The organism is Klebsiella michiganensis, assembly GCF_015139575.1.
GTDB lineage: Bacteria > Pseudomonadota > Gammaproteobacteria > Enterobacterales > Enterobacteriaceae > Klebsiella > Klebsiella michiganensis.
This window is the reverse complement of sequence record NZ_AP022547.1, coordinates 4,833,799-4,851,485: the sequence shown is the minus strand read 5'-3', so window position 1 is coordinate 4,851,485 and position 17,687 is coordinate 4,833,799. Positions and strand designations below refer to the sequence as shown.

Annotated in this window: 13 protein-coding genes; all 13 read left to right on the top strand. The window is 55.8% G+C overall.

The annotated features are described in order from the left end of the window. Positions 1-9: 9 nt before the first annotated feature. Positions 10-2,439 (top strand): outer membrane protein assembly factor BamA, encoded by a 2,430-nt coding sequence (bamA, locus tag JLG71_RS22790; RefSeq protein ID WP_014228002.1) that lies wholly within the window; start codon positions 10-12, stop codon positions 2,437-2,439. 130 nt (positions 2,440-2,569) lie between these two features. Next, positions 2,570-3,055 (top strand): molecular chaperone Skp, encoded by a 486-nt coding sequence (gene skp / locus JLG71_RS22785; protein ID WP_004098757.1) that lies wholly within the window; start codon positions 2,570-2,572, stop codon positions 3,053-3,055. Positions 3,056-3,058: 3 nt separating this feature from the next. Next, positions 3,059-4,084: a UDP-3-O-(3-hydroxymyristoyl)glucosamine N-acyltransferase gene (gene lpxD, locus JLG71_RS22780; RefSeq protein WP_014837448.1), complete on the top strand. Its 1,026-nt coding sequence runs from the start codon at positions 3,059-3,061 to the stop codon at positions 4,082-4,084. A 102-nt stretch (positions 4,085-4,186) separates the two neighbouring features. Further along, on the top strand, positions 4,187-4,642 hold the full coding sequence (gene fabZ / locus JLG71_RS22775) for a 3-hydroxyacyl-ACP dehydratase FabZ (RefSeq protein WP_004098761.1): 456 nt from the start codon (positions 4,187-4,189) through the stop codon (positions 4,640-4,642). Between the two features lie 3 nt (positions 4,643-4,645). Continuing rightward, positions 4,646-5,434: an acyl-ACP--UDP-N-acetylglucosamine O-acyltransferase gene (lpxA, locus tag JLG71_RS22770; protein ID WP_004098763.1), complete on the top strand. Its 789-nt coding sequence runs from the start codon at positions 4,646-4,648 to the stop codon at positions 5,432-5,434. Beyond that, a complete protein-coding gene (gene lpxB / locus JLG71_RS22765) occupies positions 5,434-6,582 on the top strand; it encodes a lipid-A-disaccharide synthase (protein ID WP_025107387.1) in 1,149 nt (382 codons plus the stop codon). The genes lpxA and lpxB overlap by 1 nt, the downstream gene beginning before the upstream one ends. After that, on the top strand, positions 6,579-7,175 hold the full coding sequence (gene rnhB / locus JLG71_RS22760; RefSeq protein ID WP_014228005.1) for a ribonuclease HII: 597 nt from the start codon (positions 6,579-6,581) through the stop codon (positions 7,173-7,175). The genes lpxB and rnhB overlap by 4 nt, the downstream gene beginning before the upstream one ends. 38 nt (positions 7,176-7,213) lie before the next feature. Next, on the top strand, positions 7,214-10,696 hold the full coding sequence (gene dnaE, locus JLG71_RS22755; protein WP_014228006.1) for a DNA polymerase III subunit alpha: 3,483 nt from the start codon (positions 7,214-7,216) through the stop codon (positions 10,694-10,696). 12 nt (positions 10,697-10,708) lie between these two features. Further along, a complete protein-coding gene (accA, locus tag JLG71_RS22750) occupies positions 10,709-11,668 on the top strand; it encodes an acetyl-CoA carboxylase carboxyl transferase subunit alpha (protein WP_004137983.1) in 960 nt (319 codons plus the stop codon). A gap of 190 nt (positions 11,669-11,858) precedes the next feature. Beyond that, positions 11,859-13,649 carry a chitinase gene (locus JLG71_RS22745; protein WP_200913835.1) on the top strand — a complete coding sequence of 597 codons (1,791 nt, stop codon included), beginning with the start codon at positions 11,859-11,861 and terminating at the stop codon, positions 13,647-13,649. 75 nt (positions 13,650-13,724) lie between these two features. Further along, complete coding sequence (locus tag JLG71_RS22740; RefSeq protein WP_025107388.1) at positions 13,725-15,863, top strand: lysine decarboxylase LdcC; 2,139 nt, start codon at positions 13,725-13,727, stop codon at positions 15,861-15,863. Between the two features lie 62 nt (positions 15,864-15,925). Then, positions 15,926-16,315, top strand: a complete 390-nt coding sequence (locus JLG71_RS22735) for a VOC family protein (protein ID WP_004098774.1) — start codon at positions 15,926-15,928, stop codon at positions 16,313-16,315. 69 nt (positions 16,316-16,384) lie between these two features. Next, a complete protein-coding gene (gene tilS, locus JLG71_RS22730; protein ID WP_109240706.1) occupies positions 16,385-17,686 on the top strand; it encodes a tRNA lysidine(34) synthetase TilS in 1,302 nt (433 codons plus the stop codon). Position 17,687 lies beyond the last annotated feature (1 nt).

The following is a 17,687-nucleotide window of genomic DNA, read 5'->3' as shown; positions in this document are numbered from 1 at the left end:
ATAATAACGATGGCGATGAAAAAGTTGCTCATAGCGTCGCTGCTGTTTAGCAGCGCAACCGTATACGGTGCTGACGGGTTCGTGGTGAAGGACATTCATTTCGAAGGCCTTCAGCGAGTCGCTGTTGGTGCGGCCCTCCTCAGTATGCCAGTGCGTCCTGGCGATACCGTAACCGATGATGATATCAGTAACACCATCCGTGCTCTGTTCGCCACCGGCAACTTTGAGGACGTCCGCGTACTGCGCGATGGTGATACCCTGCTGGTGCAGGTGAAAGAGCGTCCAACGATTGCCAGCATCACTTTCTCCGGTAACAAGTCGGTGAAAGATGACATGCTCAAGCAAAACCTTGAGGCATCCGGCGTGCGCGTAGGGGAATCCCTCGATCGCACCACGCTGGCTGATATCGAAAAGGGGCTGGAGGATTTCTACTACAGCGTCGGTAAGTACAGCGCCAGCGTTAAAGCTGTCGTGACGCCGCTGCCGCGTAACCGTGTCGACCTGAAGCTGGTATTCCAGGAAGGCGTCTCGGCGAAAATCCAGCAGATTAATATCGTCGGCAACCACGCATTCAGCACCGATGAACTCATTTCTACCTTCCAGCTGCGCGATGAAGTGCCGTGGTGGAACGTGGTGGGCGATCGTAAATATCAGAAACAGAAGCTGGCGGGAGATCTTGAAACGCTGCGCAGCTACTATCTGGATCGCGGCTATGCTCGTTTCAACATTGACTCCACGCAGGTTAGCCTGACGCCGGACAAAAAAGGTATCTACATCACCATCAACATTACCGAAGGCGATCAGTACAAGCTTTCTGGGGTGCAGGTGACGGGTGATCTGGCGGGGCATTCGGCAGAAATCGAAGCGCTGACCAAAGTGGAGCCGGGCGAGCTGTATAACGGCACCAAAGTGACCAAAATGGAGAATGACATTAAGAAACTCCTCGGTCGCTACGGCTATGCCTATCCGCGCGTTCAGTCCCAGCCGGAAATCAGCGATAGCGATAAGACCGTGAAGCTGCACGTGAACGTCGATGCGGGTAACCGCTACTACGTGCGTAAAATTCGCTTCGAAGGCAACGATACCTCGAAAGATGCCGTTCTGCGTCGCGAAATGCGTCAGATGGAAGGCGCCTGGCTGGGCAGCGACCTGGTCGATCAGGGTAAAGATCGTCTGAACCGTTTAGGCTACTTTGAAACGGTTGATACCGATACGCAGCGCGTTCCGGGCAGCCCGGATCAGGTTGACGTGGTCTATAAGGTTAAAGAGCGTAACACCGGTAGCTTTAACTTCGGCGTTGGTTACGGTACGGAAAGCGGCGTCAGCTTCCAGGCCGGCGTTCAGCAGGATAACTGGCTCGGTACCGGCTATTCCGTTGGGATTAACGGCACCAAAAACGACTATCAGACCTATACTGAACTGTCGGTGACGAACCCGTACTTTACCGTGGATGGCGTCAGCCTCGGCGGTCGTGTTTTCTATAACGACTTCGACGCTAACGATGCGGACCTGTCTGACTATACCAACAAAAGCTATGGTACAGACATCACGCTGGGCTTCCCGGTTAACGAATACAATACGCTGCGCGCGGGCCTGGGCTATGTGCATAACAAGCTATCCAACATGCAGCCTCAGGTATCCATGTGGCGTTATCTGAATTCGATGGGGCAGTATCCGGACAACACTAACGACAGAAACTCGTTCAGCGCTGACGACTTCACCTTCAACTACGGCTGGACGTATAACAAGCTCGACCGTGGCTTCTTCCCGACCGAAGGCTCACGCGTCAACCTGAACGGTAAAGTGACGATTCCGGGATCGGATAACGAATACTACAAAGCGACGCTCGATACCGCGACCTATGTACCGATCGATGACGATCATAAATGGGTGATGTTGGGTCGTACCCGCTTTGGTTATGGCGATGGTCTGGGCGGTAAAGAGATGCCGTTCTATGAGAACTTCTATGCCGGTGGTTCAAGCACCGTGCGTGGCTTCCAGTCCAATACTATCGGTCCGAAAGCGGTTTATTTCCCGGCCAGCAGCCGTCATGACGACGACAGCAGCTACGATAACGAATGTAAGAGCAGCGAGTCCGCACCGTGTAAGTCTGATGATGCGGTGGGCGGTAACGCCATGGCGGTTGCCAGCCTTGAGCTGATCACCCCGACGCCGTTTATTAGCGATAAATATGCGAACTCGGTCCGTACTTCCGTCTTCTGGGATATGGGTACCGTGTGGGATACTCACTGGGATTCAGCCGCATATGGTGGTTACCCGGACTACAGCGATCCAAGCAATATCCGTATGTCTGCGGGTATCGCAGTACAGTGGATGTCGCCGTTAGGTCCGTTGGTATTCTCCTACGCTCAGCCGTTTAAAAAGTACGATGGAGACAAAGCCGAACAGTTCCAGTTTAACATCGGTAAAACCTGGTAATGGTATTGGCTACAATGGAATGTAAGTGCAGTTGCAGTATAGCGCTGACTATTGGCGATAACTGAGGTTATCGCCTGGCCACGCAAATAACGGTACCCCTGGGTACTCATGGGATGGTAAGGAGTTAATTGTGAAAAAGTGGTTATTAGCTGCAGGTCTGGGTTTAGCAATGGTAACTTCCGCTCAGGCGGCAGATAAAATTGCAATGGTTAACATGAACAGCCTCTTCCAACAGGTTGCCCAGAAAACAGGCGTTTCTAACACGCTGGAAAACGAGTTTAAAGGCCGCGCGAGCGAGCTGCAGCGTATGGAAGGCGACCTGCAGTCTAAAATGCAGCGTCTGCAGTCCATGAAAGCGGGCTCTGACCGTACCAAACTGGAAAAAGACGTGATGGCTCAGCGCCAGACTTTCTCCCAGAAAGCGCAGTCTTTCGAACAGGATCGTGCACGTCGTTCTAACGAAGAGCGCGGCAAGCTGGTGACTCGTATTCAGAGCGCCGTGCAGAGCGTGGCTAAAGATCAGAGCATCGATCTGGTTGTTGACTCTAATGCCGTTGCATACAACAGCAGCGATGTAAAAGACATCACCGCTGATGTGCTGAAACAGGTTAAATAAGTAATGCCTTCAATTCGACTGGCTGATTTAGCCCAGCAGTTGGATGCAGAATTACACGGTGATGGCGATATCGTCATCACCGGCGTTGCGTCCATGCAGTCCGCACAAGCGGGCGATATTACTTTCATGGTAAATCCTAAGTACCGTGAACACCTGGCCGCTTGCCAGGCATCTGCCGTCGTGATGACGCAGGATGATTTACCTTTTGCTCATAGCGCCGCGCTGGTAGTGCGTAATCCCTACCTGACCTACGCGCGCATGGCTCAAATTCTTGATACCACGCCGCAGCCGGCGCAGGATATCGCGCCCAGCGCGGTCATCGATGCGACGGCGAAGCTGGGTACCCACGTGGCGATTGGCCCAAACGCCGTGATTGAATCGGGCGTCATCCTCGGTGATAACGTGGTTATCGGCGCGGGCTGCTTTGTTGGGAAAAATACGAAAATAGGTGCCGGCTCGCGTTTATGGGCCAACGTCACCGTTTACCACGACATTGAGATCGGCGAGAATTGCCTGATCCAGTCCAGCACGGTGATTGGCGCAGATGGCTTCGGCTACGCGAACGATCGCGGCAACTGGGTTAAGATCCCACAGCTGGGTCGCGTAATTATTGGCGATCGCGTGGAGATTGGCGCCTGTACGACCATCGACCGTGGTGCGCTGGACGACACCGTCATCGGTAACGGCGTGATTATTGATAACCAGTGTCAAATTGCGCACAACGTGGTGATTGGCGACAACACCGCGGTTGCTGGCGGCGTCATCATGGCGGGCAGCCTGAAGATCGGCCGCTACTGCATGATTGGCGGAGCCAGCGTGATCAACGGCCATATGGAAATCTGCGATAAAGTCACCGTTACGGGGATGGGAATGGTTATGCGTCCTATCACCGAGCCAGGGGTTTACTCTTCAGGTATCCCGCTGCAGCCGAATAAGGTCTGGCGTAAGACCGCTGCGCTGGTACTGAATATTGATGATATGAGCAAGCGCCTCAAAGCCATTGAGCGCAAGGTTAATCAACAAGATTAGTGCTGCGTCCAGCCACATTAAATTTTCGGCCTGTTGCATTCATGAGATTGCCGCAGGCCGTGTTATTATTGCCTTTTAGGATATTTAGACAGGAAGAGTATTTTGACTACTGACACTCATACTCTGCACATTGAAGAGATTCTGGAACTTCTGCCTCACCGATACCCGTTCCTGCTGGTCGATCGCGTGCTGGATTTTGAAGAAGGTCGTTTTCTACGCGCAGTTAAAAATGTTTCTGTAAATGAGCCGTTTTTCCAGGGGCATTTCCCTGGTAAGCCGATTTTACCGGGCGTATTGATTCTCGAAGCTATGGCCCAGGCCACCGGCATTCTGGCATTCAAAAGCGTTGGAAAACTGGAACCGGGCGAGCTGTATTATTTTGCCGGGATTGACGAAGCGCGTTTCAAACGTCCGGTCGTGCCTGGCGATCAGATGATTATGGAAGTCACTTTTGAAAAAACCCGCCGCGGTCTGACTCGCTTTAAAGGCGTTGCAACCGTTGACGGAAAAGTGGTTTGCGAAGCAACGATGATGTGTGCCCGTAGCCGGGAGGCCTGATACGTGATTGATAAAACCGCCTTTATTCATCCTTCCGCCATTGTAGAAGAAGGCGCCGTTATTGGCGCTAACGTCCACGTTGGCCCGTTTTGTATTGTTGGTGCTAACGTCGAAATCGGCGAAGGTACCGTACTGAAATCTCACGTTGTCATCAACGGCCATACCAAAATTGGCCGCGATAACGAGATCTATCAGTTCGCTTCCATCGGCGAAGTTAACCAGGACCTGAAATATGCTGGCGAACCGACCCGCGTGGAAATTGGCGATCGCAACCGCATCCGCGAAAGCGTCACCATTCATCGTGGCACAGTACAGGGCGGTGGATTAACGAAGGTGGGCAGCGATAACCTGCTGATGATCAACGCCCACGTGGCGCACGATTGTACGCTGGGCGACCGCTGTATTCTGGCCAATAACGCGACCCTTGCGGGCCACGTTTCGCTGGATGATTTTGTTATCATCGGCGGCATGACCGCCGTGCATCAGTTCTGCATTATTGGCGCACACGTGATGGTGGGCGGCTGCTCCGGCGTAGCGCAGGACGTTCCGCCGTTCGTGATTGCGCAGGGCAACCACGCGACGCCGTTTGGCGTCAACATCGAAGGGCTGAAACGCCGCGGCTTCAGCCGTGAGGCGATCACTGCGATTCGTAACGCGTATAAGTTGCTGTACCGCAGCGGTAAAACGCTGGACGAAGCGAAAGCTGAAATTGCCGAGCTGGCGGCGCAGTATCCCGAAGTGCAGACCTTTACCGACTTTTTTGCCCGCTCCACGCGCGGCCTGATTCGTTAATGGCTGAATTGCGTCCCCTGACGATTGCCCTGGTCGCCGGAGAAACCTCCGGCGATATTCTTGGTGCCGGTCTTATCCGCGCGCTCAAAGCCCGCATACCTGATGCCCGCTTTGTCGGCGTTGCCGGGCCGTTGATGCAGGCGGAAGGCTGCGAAGCCTGGTATGAGATGGAAGAGCTGGCAGTGATGGGCATTGTGGAAGTGCTGGGTCGCCTGCGCCGTCTGCTGCATATTCGCGCCGATCTCACCCGTCGATTGACCGAGCTTAAGCCAGACGTATTCGTCGGCATTGATGCGCCTGACTTCAATATCACCCTCGAAGGTAATCTGAAGAAGCAGGGTATCAAAACCATCCATTACGTCAGCCCCTCGGTGTGGGCATGGCGGCAAAAACGCGTTTTCAAAATTGGCAGATCCACCGATCTGGTATTGGCATTTCTGCCTTTCGAAAAAGCGTTTTATGACAAATTCAACGTTCCCTGCCGGTTTATCGGCCACACGATGGCGGATGCGATGCCGCTGGACCCGGATAAAGGCGCGGCGCGCGACCGTCTGGGGATCGATCGTAACGTGCATTGCCTGGCGCTGCTGCCGGGAAGCCGCGGGGCGGAAGTTGAGATGCTCAGCGCTGATTTTCTGAAAACGGCGCAGCTCCTGCGAGACCATTATCCCGACCTGGAAGTGGTTGTTCCGCTGGTCAACGCGAAGCGGCGGGAACAGTTCGAGCGCATCAAAGCGGAAACGGCGCCTGATCTTGCCGTCCACCTGCTCGACGGCCGGGCGCGCGATGCGATGATCGCCAGCGATGCCGCGCTGCTGGCCTCCGGCACGGCTGCGCTGGAGTGTATGCTGGCTAAGTGTCCGATGGTTGTCGGCTATCGGATGAAGCCGTTTACCTTCTGGCTGGCGAAACGGCTGGTGAAGACCGACTATGTGTCGTTGCCGAATTTACTGGCCGGGCGCGAACTGGTTAAAGAACTGCTGCAGGATGAATGCCAGCCGCAGGCGCTGGCCGAGGCGCTGAAGCCGCTGCTGGCCGACGGAAAAACCAGCCACGATATGCATGAAACCTTCCGCGCGCTGCATCAGCAGATCCGCTGCAACGCTGATGAGCAGGCGGCGGATGCCGTACTGGAGTTAGCAAAATGATGGAATTCGTATATCCGCATACCCATCTGGTTGCGGGAGTCGATGAAGTCGGACGCGGCCCGCTGGTTGGCGCAGTGGTGACCGCCGCGGTTATTCTCGATCCGGCAAAGCCGATCGTCGGTCTTAACGACTCAAAAAAGCTAAGCGAAAAACGCCGCCTTGCGCTATTTGACGAGATCAAAGAAAAAGCGCTGTGCTGGAGCCTCGGTCGCGCTGAGCCGCATGAAATCGATGAGCTGAATATTTTGCACGCGACCATGCTGGCCATGCAGCGCGCCGTTGCCGGTTTGCGCGTTTCCCCTGAGTTTGTTCTTATTGATGGTAACCGCTGTCCGCCGCTGCCGATGCCGTCACTGGCGGTCGTCAAAGGCGACAGCCGAGTGGCGGAAATCAGCGCCGCGTCTATTCTGGCTAAAGTGACGCGCGATGCTGAAATGGCCGTACTGGACCGGGAGTTCCCGCAGTACGGCTTTGCGCAACATAAAGGTTATCCCACCGCTTTTCATCTGCAAAAGCTGCTGGAACATGGCGTAATCGAGCAATACCGGCGCAGCTTTGGCCCGGTGAAACGCGCGCTGGGCCTGGCGTCCTGAACCGACACGCAAGCAATTAAGTAACGCGGAATCTGAAGATGGCTGAACCACGTTTCGTACACCTGCGGGTGCACAGCGACTATTCCATGATCGATGGTCTGGCGAAAACCGGACCGTTGGTAAAAAAGGCGGCCGCGCTCGGCATGCCTGCGCTGGCGATCACTGATTTTACCAACCTCTGCGGGCTGGTGAAGTTCTACGGAGCAGGGCACGGTGCCGGAATTAAACCCATTGTAGGGGCAGATTTTCACGTTCAGAGCGATCTGCTTGGCGATGAACTGAGCCAGCTGACGGTACTGGCGGCGAACAACGCTGGCTATCAAAACCTGACGCTGCTGATCTCCAAAGCCTATCAGCGCGGCTACGGCGCGGCAGGCCCGATTATCGATCGCGACTGGCTGATCGAATTAAAAGAAGGGCTGATTTTGCTCTCCGGCGGGCGTATGGGCGACGTGGGTCGTAGCCTGCTGCGCGGAAACATGGCGCTGGTGGATCAGTGCGTTGATTTTTATGAACAACATTTCCCTGATTGCTACTTCCTTGAGCTCATTCGCACCGGCCGTCAGGATGAAGAGCCCTACCTGCATGCGGCGGTAGAACTGGCGGAAACCCGCGGCCTACCGGTGGTGGCGACCAACGATGTTCGCTTCCTTGAGCCGGGCGACTTCGACGCCCATGAAATCCGCGTGGCTATCCACGACGGCTTTACCCTCGACGATCCCAAGCGTCCGCGCAACTACTCGCCGCAGCAGTATATGCGCAGCGAAGAGGAGATGTGCGAGCTCTTTTCCGATATTCCCGAAGCGCTGCAAAACACCGTGGAGATCGCCAAACGCTGTAACGTGACCGTGCGCCTTGGCGAGTACTTCCTGCCGCAGTTCCCGACGGGGGATATGACCACCGAAGATTATCTGGTTAAGAAATCCAAAGAGGGTCTGGAAGAGCGTCTGGAATTCCTGTTCCCCGATCCGGATGAACGGGCTAAACGCCGTCCTGAATATGATGAACGCCTGGATATTGAGCTGCAGGTGATTAACCAGATGGGGTTCCCGGGCTACTTCCTGATCGTTATGGAGTTTATCCAGTGGTCGAAGGATAACGGCGTGCCGGTAGGGCCGGGACGTGGTTCCGGCGCCGGATCGCTGGTGGCCTATGCGCTGAAAATTACCGACCTCGATCCGCTGGAGTTCGACCTGCTGTTCGAACGTTTCCTTAACCCGGAACGTGTCTCCATGCCCGACTTCGACGTTGACTTCTGTATGGAGAAGCGCGACCAGGTGATTGAACACGTCGCGGACATGTACGGTCGCGATGCGGTCTCGCAGATTATTACCTTCGGCACCATGGCGGCGAAAGCGGTTATTCGCGACGTTGGCCGCGTGCTGGGCCACCCGTACGGCTTTGTGGACCGCATCTCCAAGCTGGTACCGCCCGATCCGGGCATGACGCTGGCGAAAGCGTTTGAAGCCGAGCCGCAGCTGCCGGAGATTTACGAGGCGGACGAAGAGGTTAAAGCGCTGATCGACATGGCGCGTAAGCTCGAAGGGGTCACCCGTAACGCCGGTAAACATGCGGGCGGGGTGGTGATTGCGCCCACCAAAATAACCGATTTTGCCCCTCTGTACTGCGATGAAGCGGGCCAGCATCCGGTTACCCAGTTTGATAAGAACGACGTTGAATATGCCGGGCTGGTGAAGTTCGACTTCCTCGGTCTGCGTACGCTCACCATCATTAACTGGGCGCTGGAGATGATCAACGCCCGTCGCGAGAAGAACGGCGAGGGGCCGCTGGATATTGCCGCTATCCCGCTGGACGATAAAAAAAGCTTCGACATGCTGCAGCGTTCGGAAACCACCGCCGTCTTCCAGCTTGAATCGCGCGGTATGAAGGATCTGATCAAGCGTCTGCAGCCTGACTGCTTTGAAGATATGATCGCTCTGGTGGCCCTGTTCCGACCGGGGCCGCTGCAGTCGGGAATGGTGGATAACTTTATCGACCGTAAGCACGGTCGCGAAGAGATATCGTATCCGGACGTACAGTGGCAGCACGAATGTCTGAAACCGGTACTGGAGCCAACCTATGGCATTATCCTGTACCAGGAACAGGTCATGCAGATTGCCCAGGAGCTTTCCGGCTATACCCTCGGCGGCGCGGATATGCTGCGTCGTGCGATGGGTAAGAAAAAGCCGGAAGAGATGGCCAAGCAGCGCGGCACCTTTGAAGAAGGGGCGAGAAAGCGCGGCGTTGACGGCGAACTGGCGATTAAAATCTTTGACCTGGTAGAGAAGTTCGCCGGTTATGGATTTAACAAATCGCACTCTGCCGCTTATGCTTTAGTGTCCTATCAGACGCTGTGGCTGAAGGCGCACTATCCGGCTGAATTTATGGCGGCGGTAATGACCGCGGATATGGATAACACCGAGAAGGTTGTCGGCCTGGTGGATGAGTGCTGGCGGATGGGGCTGAAAATCCTGCCGCCGGATATTAACTCCGGCCTGTACCATTTTCACGTTAACGACGATGGCGAAATCGTTTATGGTATCGGCGCCATCAAAGGCGTCGGCGAAGGTCCGATAGAAGCGATCATTGAAGCCCGTAATCAGGGCGGCTATTTCCGCGAACTGTTCGATCTCTGCGCGCGTACGGATATTAAAAAGCTCAACCGCCGGGTGCTGGAAAAACTGATTATGTCCGGGGCCTTCGATCGCCTCGGGCCGCATCGCGCGGCGTTAATGAATTCACTGGGCGATGCGCTAAAAGCCGCCGATCAGCACGCCAAAGCTGAAGCTATCGGTCAGGCGGACATGTTCGGCGTACTGGCGGAAGAGCCGGAGCAAATCGAACAGTCCTACGCCAGCTGCCAGCCGTGGCCGGAACAGGTCGTGCTGGATGGCGAAAGGGAGACCCTGGGGCTGTATCTGACCGGGCATCCGATTAACCAGTACTTGAAAGAGATCGAGCGCTACGTAGGCGGCGTACGACTCAAAGACATGCATCCGACCGATCGTGGTAAAGTGACCACGGCGGCCGGGCTCGTTATTGCCGCGCGGGTCATGGTCACCAAGCGCGGCAATCGTATCGGCATCTGCACGCTGGATGACCGTTCCGGGCGTCTGGAGGTGATGTTGTTCACCGACGCCCTGGATAAATACCAGCAGTTGCTGGAAAAAGACCGCATACTTATCGTCAGCGGACAGGTCAGCTTTGATGACTTCAGCGGGGGGCTTAAAATGACCGCTCGTGAAGTCATGGACATTGACGAAGCCCGGGAAAAATATGCTCGCGGGCTTGCTATCTCGCTGACGGACAGGCAAATTGATGACCAGCTTTTAAACCGACTCCGTCAGTCTCTGGAACCCCACCGTTCGGGAACTATTCCAGTACACCTCTATTATCAGAGGGCGGATGCACGCGCGCGGTTGCGTTTTGGCGCAACATGGCGCGTCTCTCCGAGCGATCGTTTACTTAACGATCTGCGTGGCCTTATCGGCTCGGAGCAGGTGGAACTGGAGTTTGACTAATACAGGAATACTATGAGTCTGAATTTCCTTGATTTTGAACAGCCGATTGCAGAGCTGGAAGCGAAAATCGATTCTCTGACTGCGGTTAGCCGCCAGGATGAGAAACTGGATATTAATATCGATGAAGAAGTGCATCGCCTGCGTGAAAAGAGCGTAGAGCTGACGCGCAAGATCTTCGCCGATCTTGGTGCATGGCAGGTTGCGCAACTGGCGCGCCATCCACGTCGCCCGTACACCCTGGATTATGTCCGCCTGGCTTTCGACGAATTCGACGAACTGGCCGGTGACCGTGCCTATGCTGACGATAAAGCTATCGTCGGCGGGATTGCGCGTCTGGACGGGCGTCCGGTAATGATTATCGGCCACCAGAAAGGGCGCGAAACCAAAGAGAAAATTCGCCGCAACTTCGGTATGCCGGCGCCGGAAGGCTATCGTAAGGCACTGCGCCTGATGGAAATGGCCGAACGCTTTAAAATGCCGATCATCACCTTCATCGACACCCCGGGCGCCTACCCGGGCGTCGGTGCGGAAGAGCGCGGCCAGTCTGAAGCGATTGCCCGCAACCTGCGTGAAATGTCGCGTCTGAGCGTCCCGGTTATCTGCACCGTTATCGGTGAAGGTGGTTCCGGCGGCGCGCTGGCAATCGGCGTGGGCGATAAAGTGAATATGCTGCAGTACAGCACCTATTCCGTTATCTCCCCGGAAGGCTGTGCCTCCATTTTGTGGAAAAGCGCCGATAAAGCGCCGCTGGCCGCCGAAGCGATGGGGATTGTTGCCCCGCGTCTGAAAGAGCTGAAGCTGATTGACTCCATCATTCCTGAGCCGCTGGGCGGCGCGCATCGTAATCCGGAAGTCATGGCCGCCTCTCTGAAAGCGCAGCTGCTGGCCGATCTGGCTGACCTCGATGTTCTGAGTGAAGAAGAGCTGCTGAACCGTCGCTATCAGCGTCTGATGAGCTACGGCTACGCCTGATTATCTGACTCATTTTTTATCCCTAAGGGCCGGATTTTCCGGCCCTTTTTTTATGTGTTGTTTACTGAGACGAGATGAGATGAATAAGAGCTAATGTGATTAGCCGATGATGCCGATCTCTCCTGAAACTGCAGCAACTGCCAGGGATTGCGACCCGGCAGGCCGTTAACAAGGATAAAGGAGAAATACTATGGCATTGCACAAAACCGTCGCATTAAGCGCCGTGGCCGCAGGGATCATGTTAAGCCTGGGGGCCGCACAGGCCACACCGTTGCTTGGCGCAACGGAAGCGACAACCATCAAGGCGAGTGACCTGGCCGCGAAAGAAAAAGCCTTAACCGACTTTCCGCTCATGACATCGGTAAAATCATCGATTCAAACGCTGCCGAACAGCGAAGTTGAAAAAATCGAACCGGGTCTGGCGACCAACCCGGCAAACGTGAAGCGCGTGGAGAGCATTTTGTCCGAAAAGGATTGGGAATATCTGTTCCCGATGCGCGCGGCAGAATATACCTACTCTAACTTTCTGGAAGCTATTGGTAAATTCCCTGCGGTTTGCGGGACCTATACCGACGGACGCGATAGCGATGCCATATGCCGTAAATCTCTGGCAACCATGTTTGCCCACTTTGCTCAGGAAACCGGCGGCCACGAAAGCTGGCGCGATATTCCCGAGTGGCGCCAGGCGCTGGTTTATCTCCGTGAAGTGGGCTGGGTTGAGGGTCAGAAAGGCGGCTACAACGGGGAGTGTAACCCGGATATCTGGCAGGGGCAGACCTGGCCCTGCGGTAAAGATAAAGACGGCGACTACCTGAGCTACTTTGGCCGCGGCGCAAAACAGCTCTCCTATAACTACAACTACGGCCCGTTCTCCGATGCCATGTACGATGGCGACGTTCGTCCTCTGCTGGATAAACCGGAGCGGGTGGCGGATACCTGGATGAACCTGGCGAGCGCGGTGTTCTTCTTCGTTTACCCGCAGCCGCCGAAGCCCTCTATGCTGCACGTCATCGACGGAACCTGGGTACCAAACGATCATGATAAAGCGAATGGCCTGGTTGAAGGCTTTGGGGTCACCATTCAAATTATCAACGGCGGCGTCGAGTGCGGCGGGGCGGAAGAGAACGCGCAGTCTCTGAACCGTATTGCCTACTACAAAGAGTTCGCAAACTACCTGAAAGTGCCGATTGCTGATGATGAAGTTCTCGGCTGTAAGAATATGAAGCAGTTCGATGAAGGCGGCGCGGGCGCGTTACCGATTTACTGGGAAGAGGATTGGGGATGGAGCCCGGACACCGCTGACGGCAAGACTAACGCCTGCCAGCTGGTGGGCTACCAGACGCCGTATAGCGCCTTTAAACAAGGTGACTATGCGAAGTGCGTCCAGAGCCACTTCAACGTCAATATCATCGACGATACCGGCCAGGCCGAGGATACTACCCCGGCGACGCCTGACGATACCACGCCTGCGCAGGAAACTAACGTGGCGCCGGTTGCGCGTATCGCCGGTCCGATTGGCGCTATCGAAGCGGGCGCCAGGGTTTCCCTGAGCGCGGAGGGCTCTACCGATGCGAATGGCGATAAGCTCACCTATACCTGGATGTCGCAGGACGGTCAGACTATCAGCGGACAGGATAAAGCCGTTATCACCTTTACCGCTCCGGAAAAAGATCGCGATGCGCAATATGTAGTGAGCCTGACGGTAAGCGACGGGACCTTATCCAGCACGGCAACGTACACCCTGAACGTGAAGGCTAAAGCTGCTGCTGCGGATGAAACGACCGATGGGAAAGACAGCGACACCATCAGCTATCCTTCCTGGAGCAGTACCCAGACCTGGAAAGCGGGCGATATCGTTAATAACCACGGCGCGCTGTATCAGTGTAAACCGCTACCTGAAGGGGCGTGGTGCAACGTGGCGCCGACCTACTATGAGCCCGGCGCAGGCATTGCCTGGGGCGATGCGTGGAAAGCGCTGTAATAGAGATAAATCCGCCAGTGCTTAGCGCTGGCGGGGTGATATGATGCTTTCCTTAGGTAAATTCAGGAGGAAAGCGTGAATATCATTGCGATCATGGGTCCCCACGGCGTTTATTATAAAGACGAACCGATCAAAGAACTGGAAGCCGCCCTGCAACGGCAAGGTTTCCAGACCATCTGGCCGCAAAATAGCGCCGATCTTTTGCAATTTATCGAGCATAATCCGCGGATCTGCGGGGTTATTTTTGACTGGGATGAATACAGCGTTGATCTGTGCAGCGATATTAATTGCTTAAATGAATATCTACCGCTGTACGCATTTATCAACGCCCATTCGACGATGGACGTCAGCAGCCAGGACCTGCGCATGACGCTATGGTTCTTTGAATACGCGCTGGGGCTGGCGGAAGAGATCGCTACCCGCATCGGTCAATACACCCGCGAATACCTCGACAACATAACCCCGCCGTTTACCAAAGCCTTGTTCAACTATGTGCAGGAGGGGAAATATACTTTCTGTACCCCCGGGCATATGGGCGGCTCGGCATATCAAAAAAGTCCGGTGGGCTGTCTGTTTTATGATTTCTTTGGCGGGAATACCCTAAAGGCCGACGTCTCTATTTCCGTGACGGAGCTGGGATCGCTGCTCGATCATAGCGGTCCGCATCTGGAGGCGGAAGAGTATATTGCCCGCGCATTCGGCGCCGAACAGAGCTATATGGTGACCAACGGAACCTCGACGTCAAATAAGATTGTCGGTATGTATTCCGCTCCGGCGGGCAGCACCCTGCTTATCGATCGCAACTGCCATAAATCGTTGGCTCATTTACTGATGATGAGCGACGTGGTGCCGCTGTGGCTAAAGCCGACGCGCAATGCGCTAGGGATCCTCGGCGGCATACCCAAGCGCGAATTTACCCGCGACAGTATTCAGCAAAAGGTTAATGCGACAGGCGGCGCCGGGTGGCCTGTGCATGCGGTGATCACCAACTCCACCTATGACGGACTGCTGTATAACACCACCTGGATCAAAGAGACCCTCGACGTACCGTCAATCCACTTTGATTCCGCCTGGGTGCCCTATACCCATTTTCATCCGATCTATCAGGGTAAAAGCGGGATGAGCGGCGATCGCATTGCGGGGAAAGTGATCTTTGAAACGCAGTCGACGCATAAAATGCTGGCCGCGCTATCGCAGGCTTCGCTGATTCATATTAAAGGCAGCTATGATGAGGATACCTTCAATGAAGCCTTTATGATGCACACCTCGACCTCCCCGAGCTACCCGATCGTTGCCTCCATTGAGACGGCTGCCGCCATGCTGCGCGGCAACTCCGGCAGACGACTGATTCAGCGTTCGATTGAGCGGGCGCTGGATTTTCGTAAAGAGGTGCAGCGGTTGCGCGAAGAGTCTGACGGCTGGTTTTTTGATATCTGGCAGCCGGAAGAGGTGGGGGAAGCGCAGTGCTGGCCGGTTTCACCCGGAGAAAGGTGGCATGGCTTTCAGGACGCCGATGACGACCATATGTTCCTCGATCCGGTGAAAGTCACCATTCTGACGCCCGGTATGGACGAGCAGGGCAACATGGATAGCGAAGGCATTCCGGCCGCGCTGGTGGCGAAGTTCCTTGATGAGCGCGGCGTGGTGGTAGAAAAAACCGGGCCGTACAACCTGCTGTTCCTGTTCAGTATCGGTATAGATAAAACCCGGGCGATGGGGCTGCTGCGCGGATTGACCGAGTTCAAACGCGCTTACGATCTCAATTTACGGGTGAAAAACATGCTGCCGGATCTGTACGCCGAAGATCCGGATTTTTACCGCAACATGCGTATTCAGGATCTGGCCCAGGGTATTCATCGTCTGATTCGCCAGCACCAGCTCTCGCAGCTGATGCTTAGCGCTTTCGACGTCCTGCCGGAGATGAAAATGACGCCGCATCAGGCCTGGCAGCGGCAGATTAAAGGCGAAGTGGAAACCATTGAACTGGAGAATCTGGTCGGGCGTATTTCAGCGAATATGATCCTACCGTACCCGCCTGGCGTGCCGCTGCTGATGCCCGGCGAGATGATCGCCGAAGAGAGCCGCGCGGTGCTCAATTTCCTGCTTATGCTGTGCTCCATCGGCCGCCACTATCCGGGTTTCGAAACCGATATCCACGGCGCGAAACGCGATGAAGACGGCGTGTACTGGGTTCGAGTCTTAAAAAATGACTAAGCGCTTGCGCACTCACGAACTGAACGAGTAACTTTGTTGGCTTCAACTGGAGGAGTTGTACCATGCTGGGTTTAAAACGGGTTCACCATATCGCCATCATTGCGACGGATTATGCGAAGAGTAAAGCCTTCTACTGCGACATTCTGGGGTTCACCCTGCAGGGCGAGTTCTATCGCCAGGAGCGCGATTCATGGAAGGGCGATCTGGCGCTAAATGGCGAATATGTTATTGAACTCTTTTCATTCCCGTTTCCTCCTGCGCGTCCGAGCCGCCCCGAAGCCTGCGGGCTGCGCCATCTGGCGTTTAGCGTTGATGATGTCGATGCCGCCGTTGCGCATCTTGAGGCCCACGGCGTGGCCTGTGAAGGCGTTCGTATCGACCCCTTCACCGGTAAACGATTCACCTTTTTTAACGATCCGGACGGGCTACCGCTGGAGATTTATCAGCAGTAATTCTTGTCAGAGCGTGTTCTGCCGGGTAACGTGCCGGACACGCTTTCCTCAGTTAGTACTCTCATGATGATGATCCCAGACATGGCGCAAACGCTACAGCCGCACCGCCATTTTTTAGTGGCCTTTAGCGGCGGGCTGGATTCGAGCGTGCTCCTGTATCGCCTGGTTTGCTGGCGCGAACAGGATCCTACCGTTCAGCTGCGGGCGATGCATATTCACCACGGCCTCAGCGCGAACGCCGACGATTGGGTGGCGCACTGCCGACAAATATGCCAGCAGTGGCAGGTACCGCTTTTGGTTGAACGGGTGGCGCTCGCCGATGAGGGGCTGGGGATTGAGGCCCACGCGCGTCAGGCGCGCTATCAGGCTTTCCGTTCGGCGCTGATGCCCGGCGAAGTGCTGGTGACGGCACAGCATCTTGACGACCAGTGTGAAACCTTTCTGTTGGCGCTTAAGCGGGGAAGCGGCCCAACCGGGCTTTCGGCGATGGCCGGCGAGTCCGATTTTGCCGGGACGAAACTGCTGCGTCCGCTGCTTAACGAAAGCCGCGACTCCCTGCACCGGTGGGCGATAGCCCATCAGCTCAGCTGGATTGAAGACGAAAGTAACCAGGACGACGCCTACGATCGCAATTTTCTCCGCCTGCGAATTGTTCCGCTGCTTAACGCTCGCTGGCCGCACTTCGCCGAGGCCGTAGCGCGCAGCGCCAGCCTGTGCGGCGAGCAGGAACAGCTGCTGGATGAAATGCTCGCTGCGGAGCTGGCAACGCTGGTGGCGGAGGATGGCGCGTTGACTATCGAACCGTTGGCGGCCATGAGCGCGCCGCGTCGGGCCGCGCTGCTGCGCCGCTGGCTGGCTGGGCTCAATGCGCCGATGCCTTCGCGCGAGATGCCGGAGCGTATCTGGCGTGAAGTGGCGATGGCGCGCGAGGATGCGTATCCCTGTCTGCGCCTTGGCCACTTCGCCGTTCGTCGCTATCAGCAACGGCTGCACTGGGTGAAATATCTCCCCGGACAGAGCGAGACGGTGCTGGCGTGGCGCGATATTGCCAGACCGCTGCCGTTACCCGACGGCCTTGGCGAACTGAAGCTCCTGGCCGGCGGCCCGTTACGCGGCCCGCGCCAGGATGAAGCGGTCACTATTCGTTTCCGCGCCAGCGGTAATCTGCATATCGTCGGTCGCCAGGGCGGCCGCAAGCTGAAGAAAATCTGGCAGGAGCTCAACGTTGCGCCCTGGCGGCGCGATACCACGCCGCTGCTGTTTTACGGCGAAACGCTTATCGCTGCAGCCGATGGTCTGTTTATTACCGTCGATGGGAAAGTTCAGGAAGGTGAAGGCGTGCAGATGATGTGGATGAAAACGGGCGGCTGAG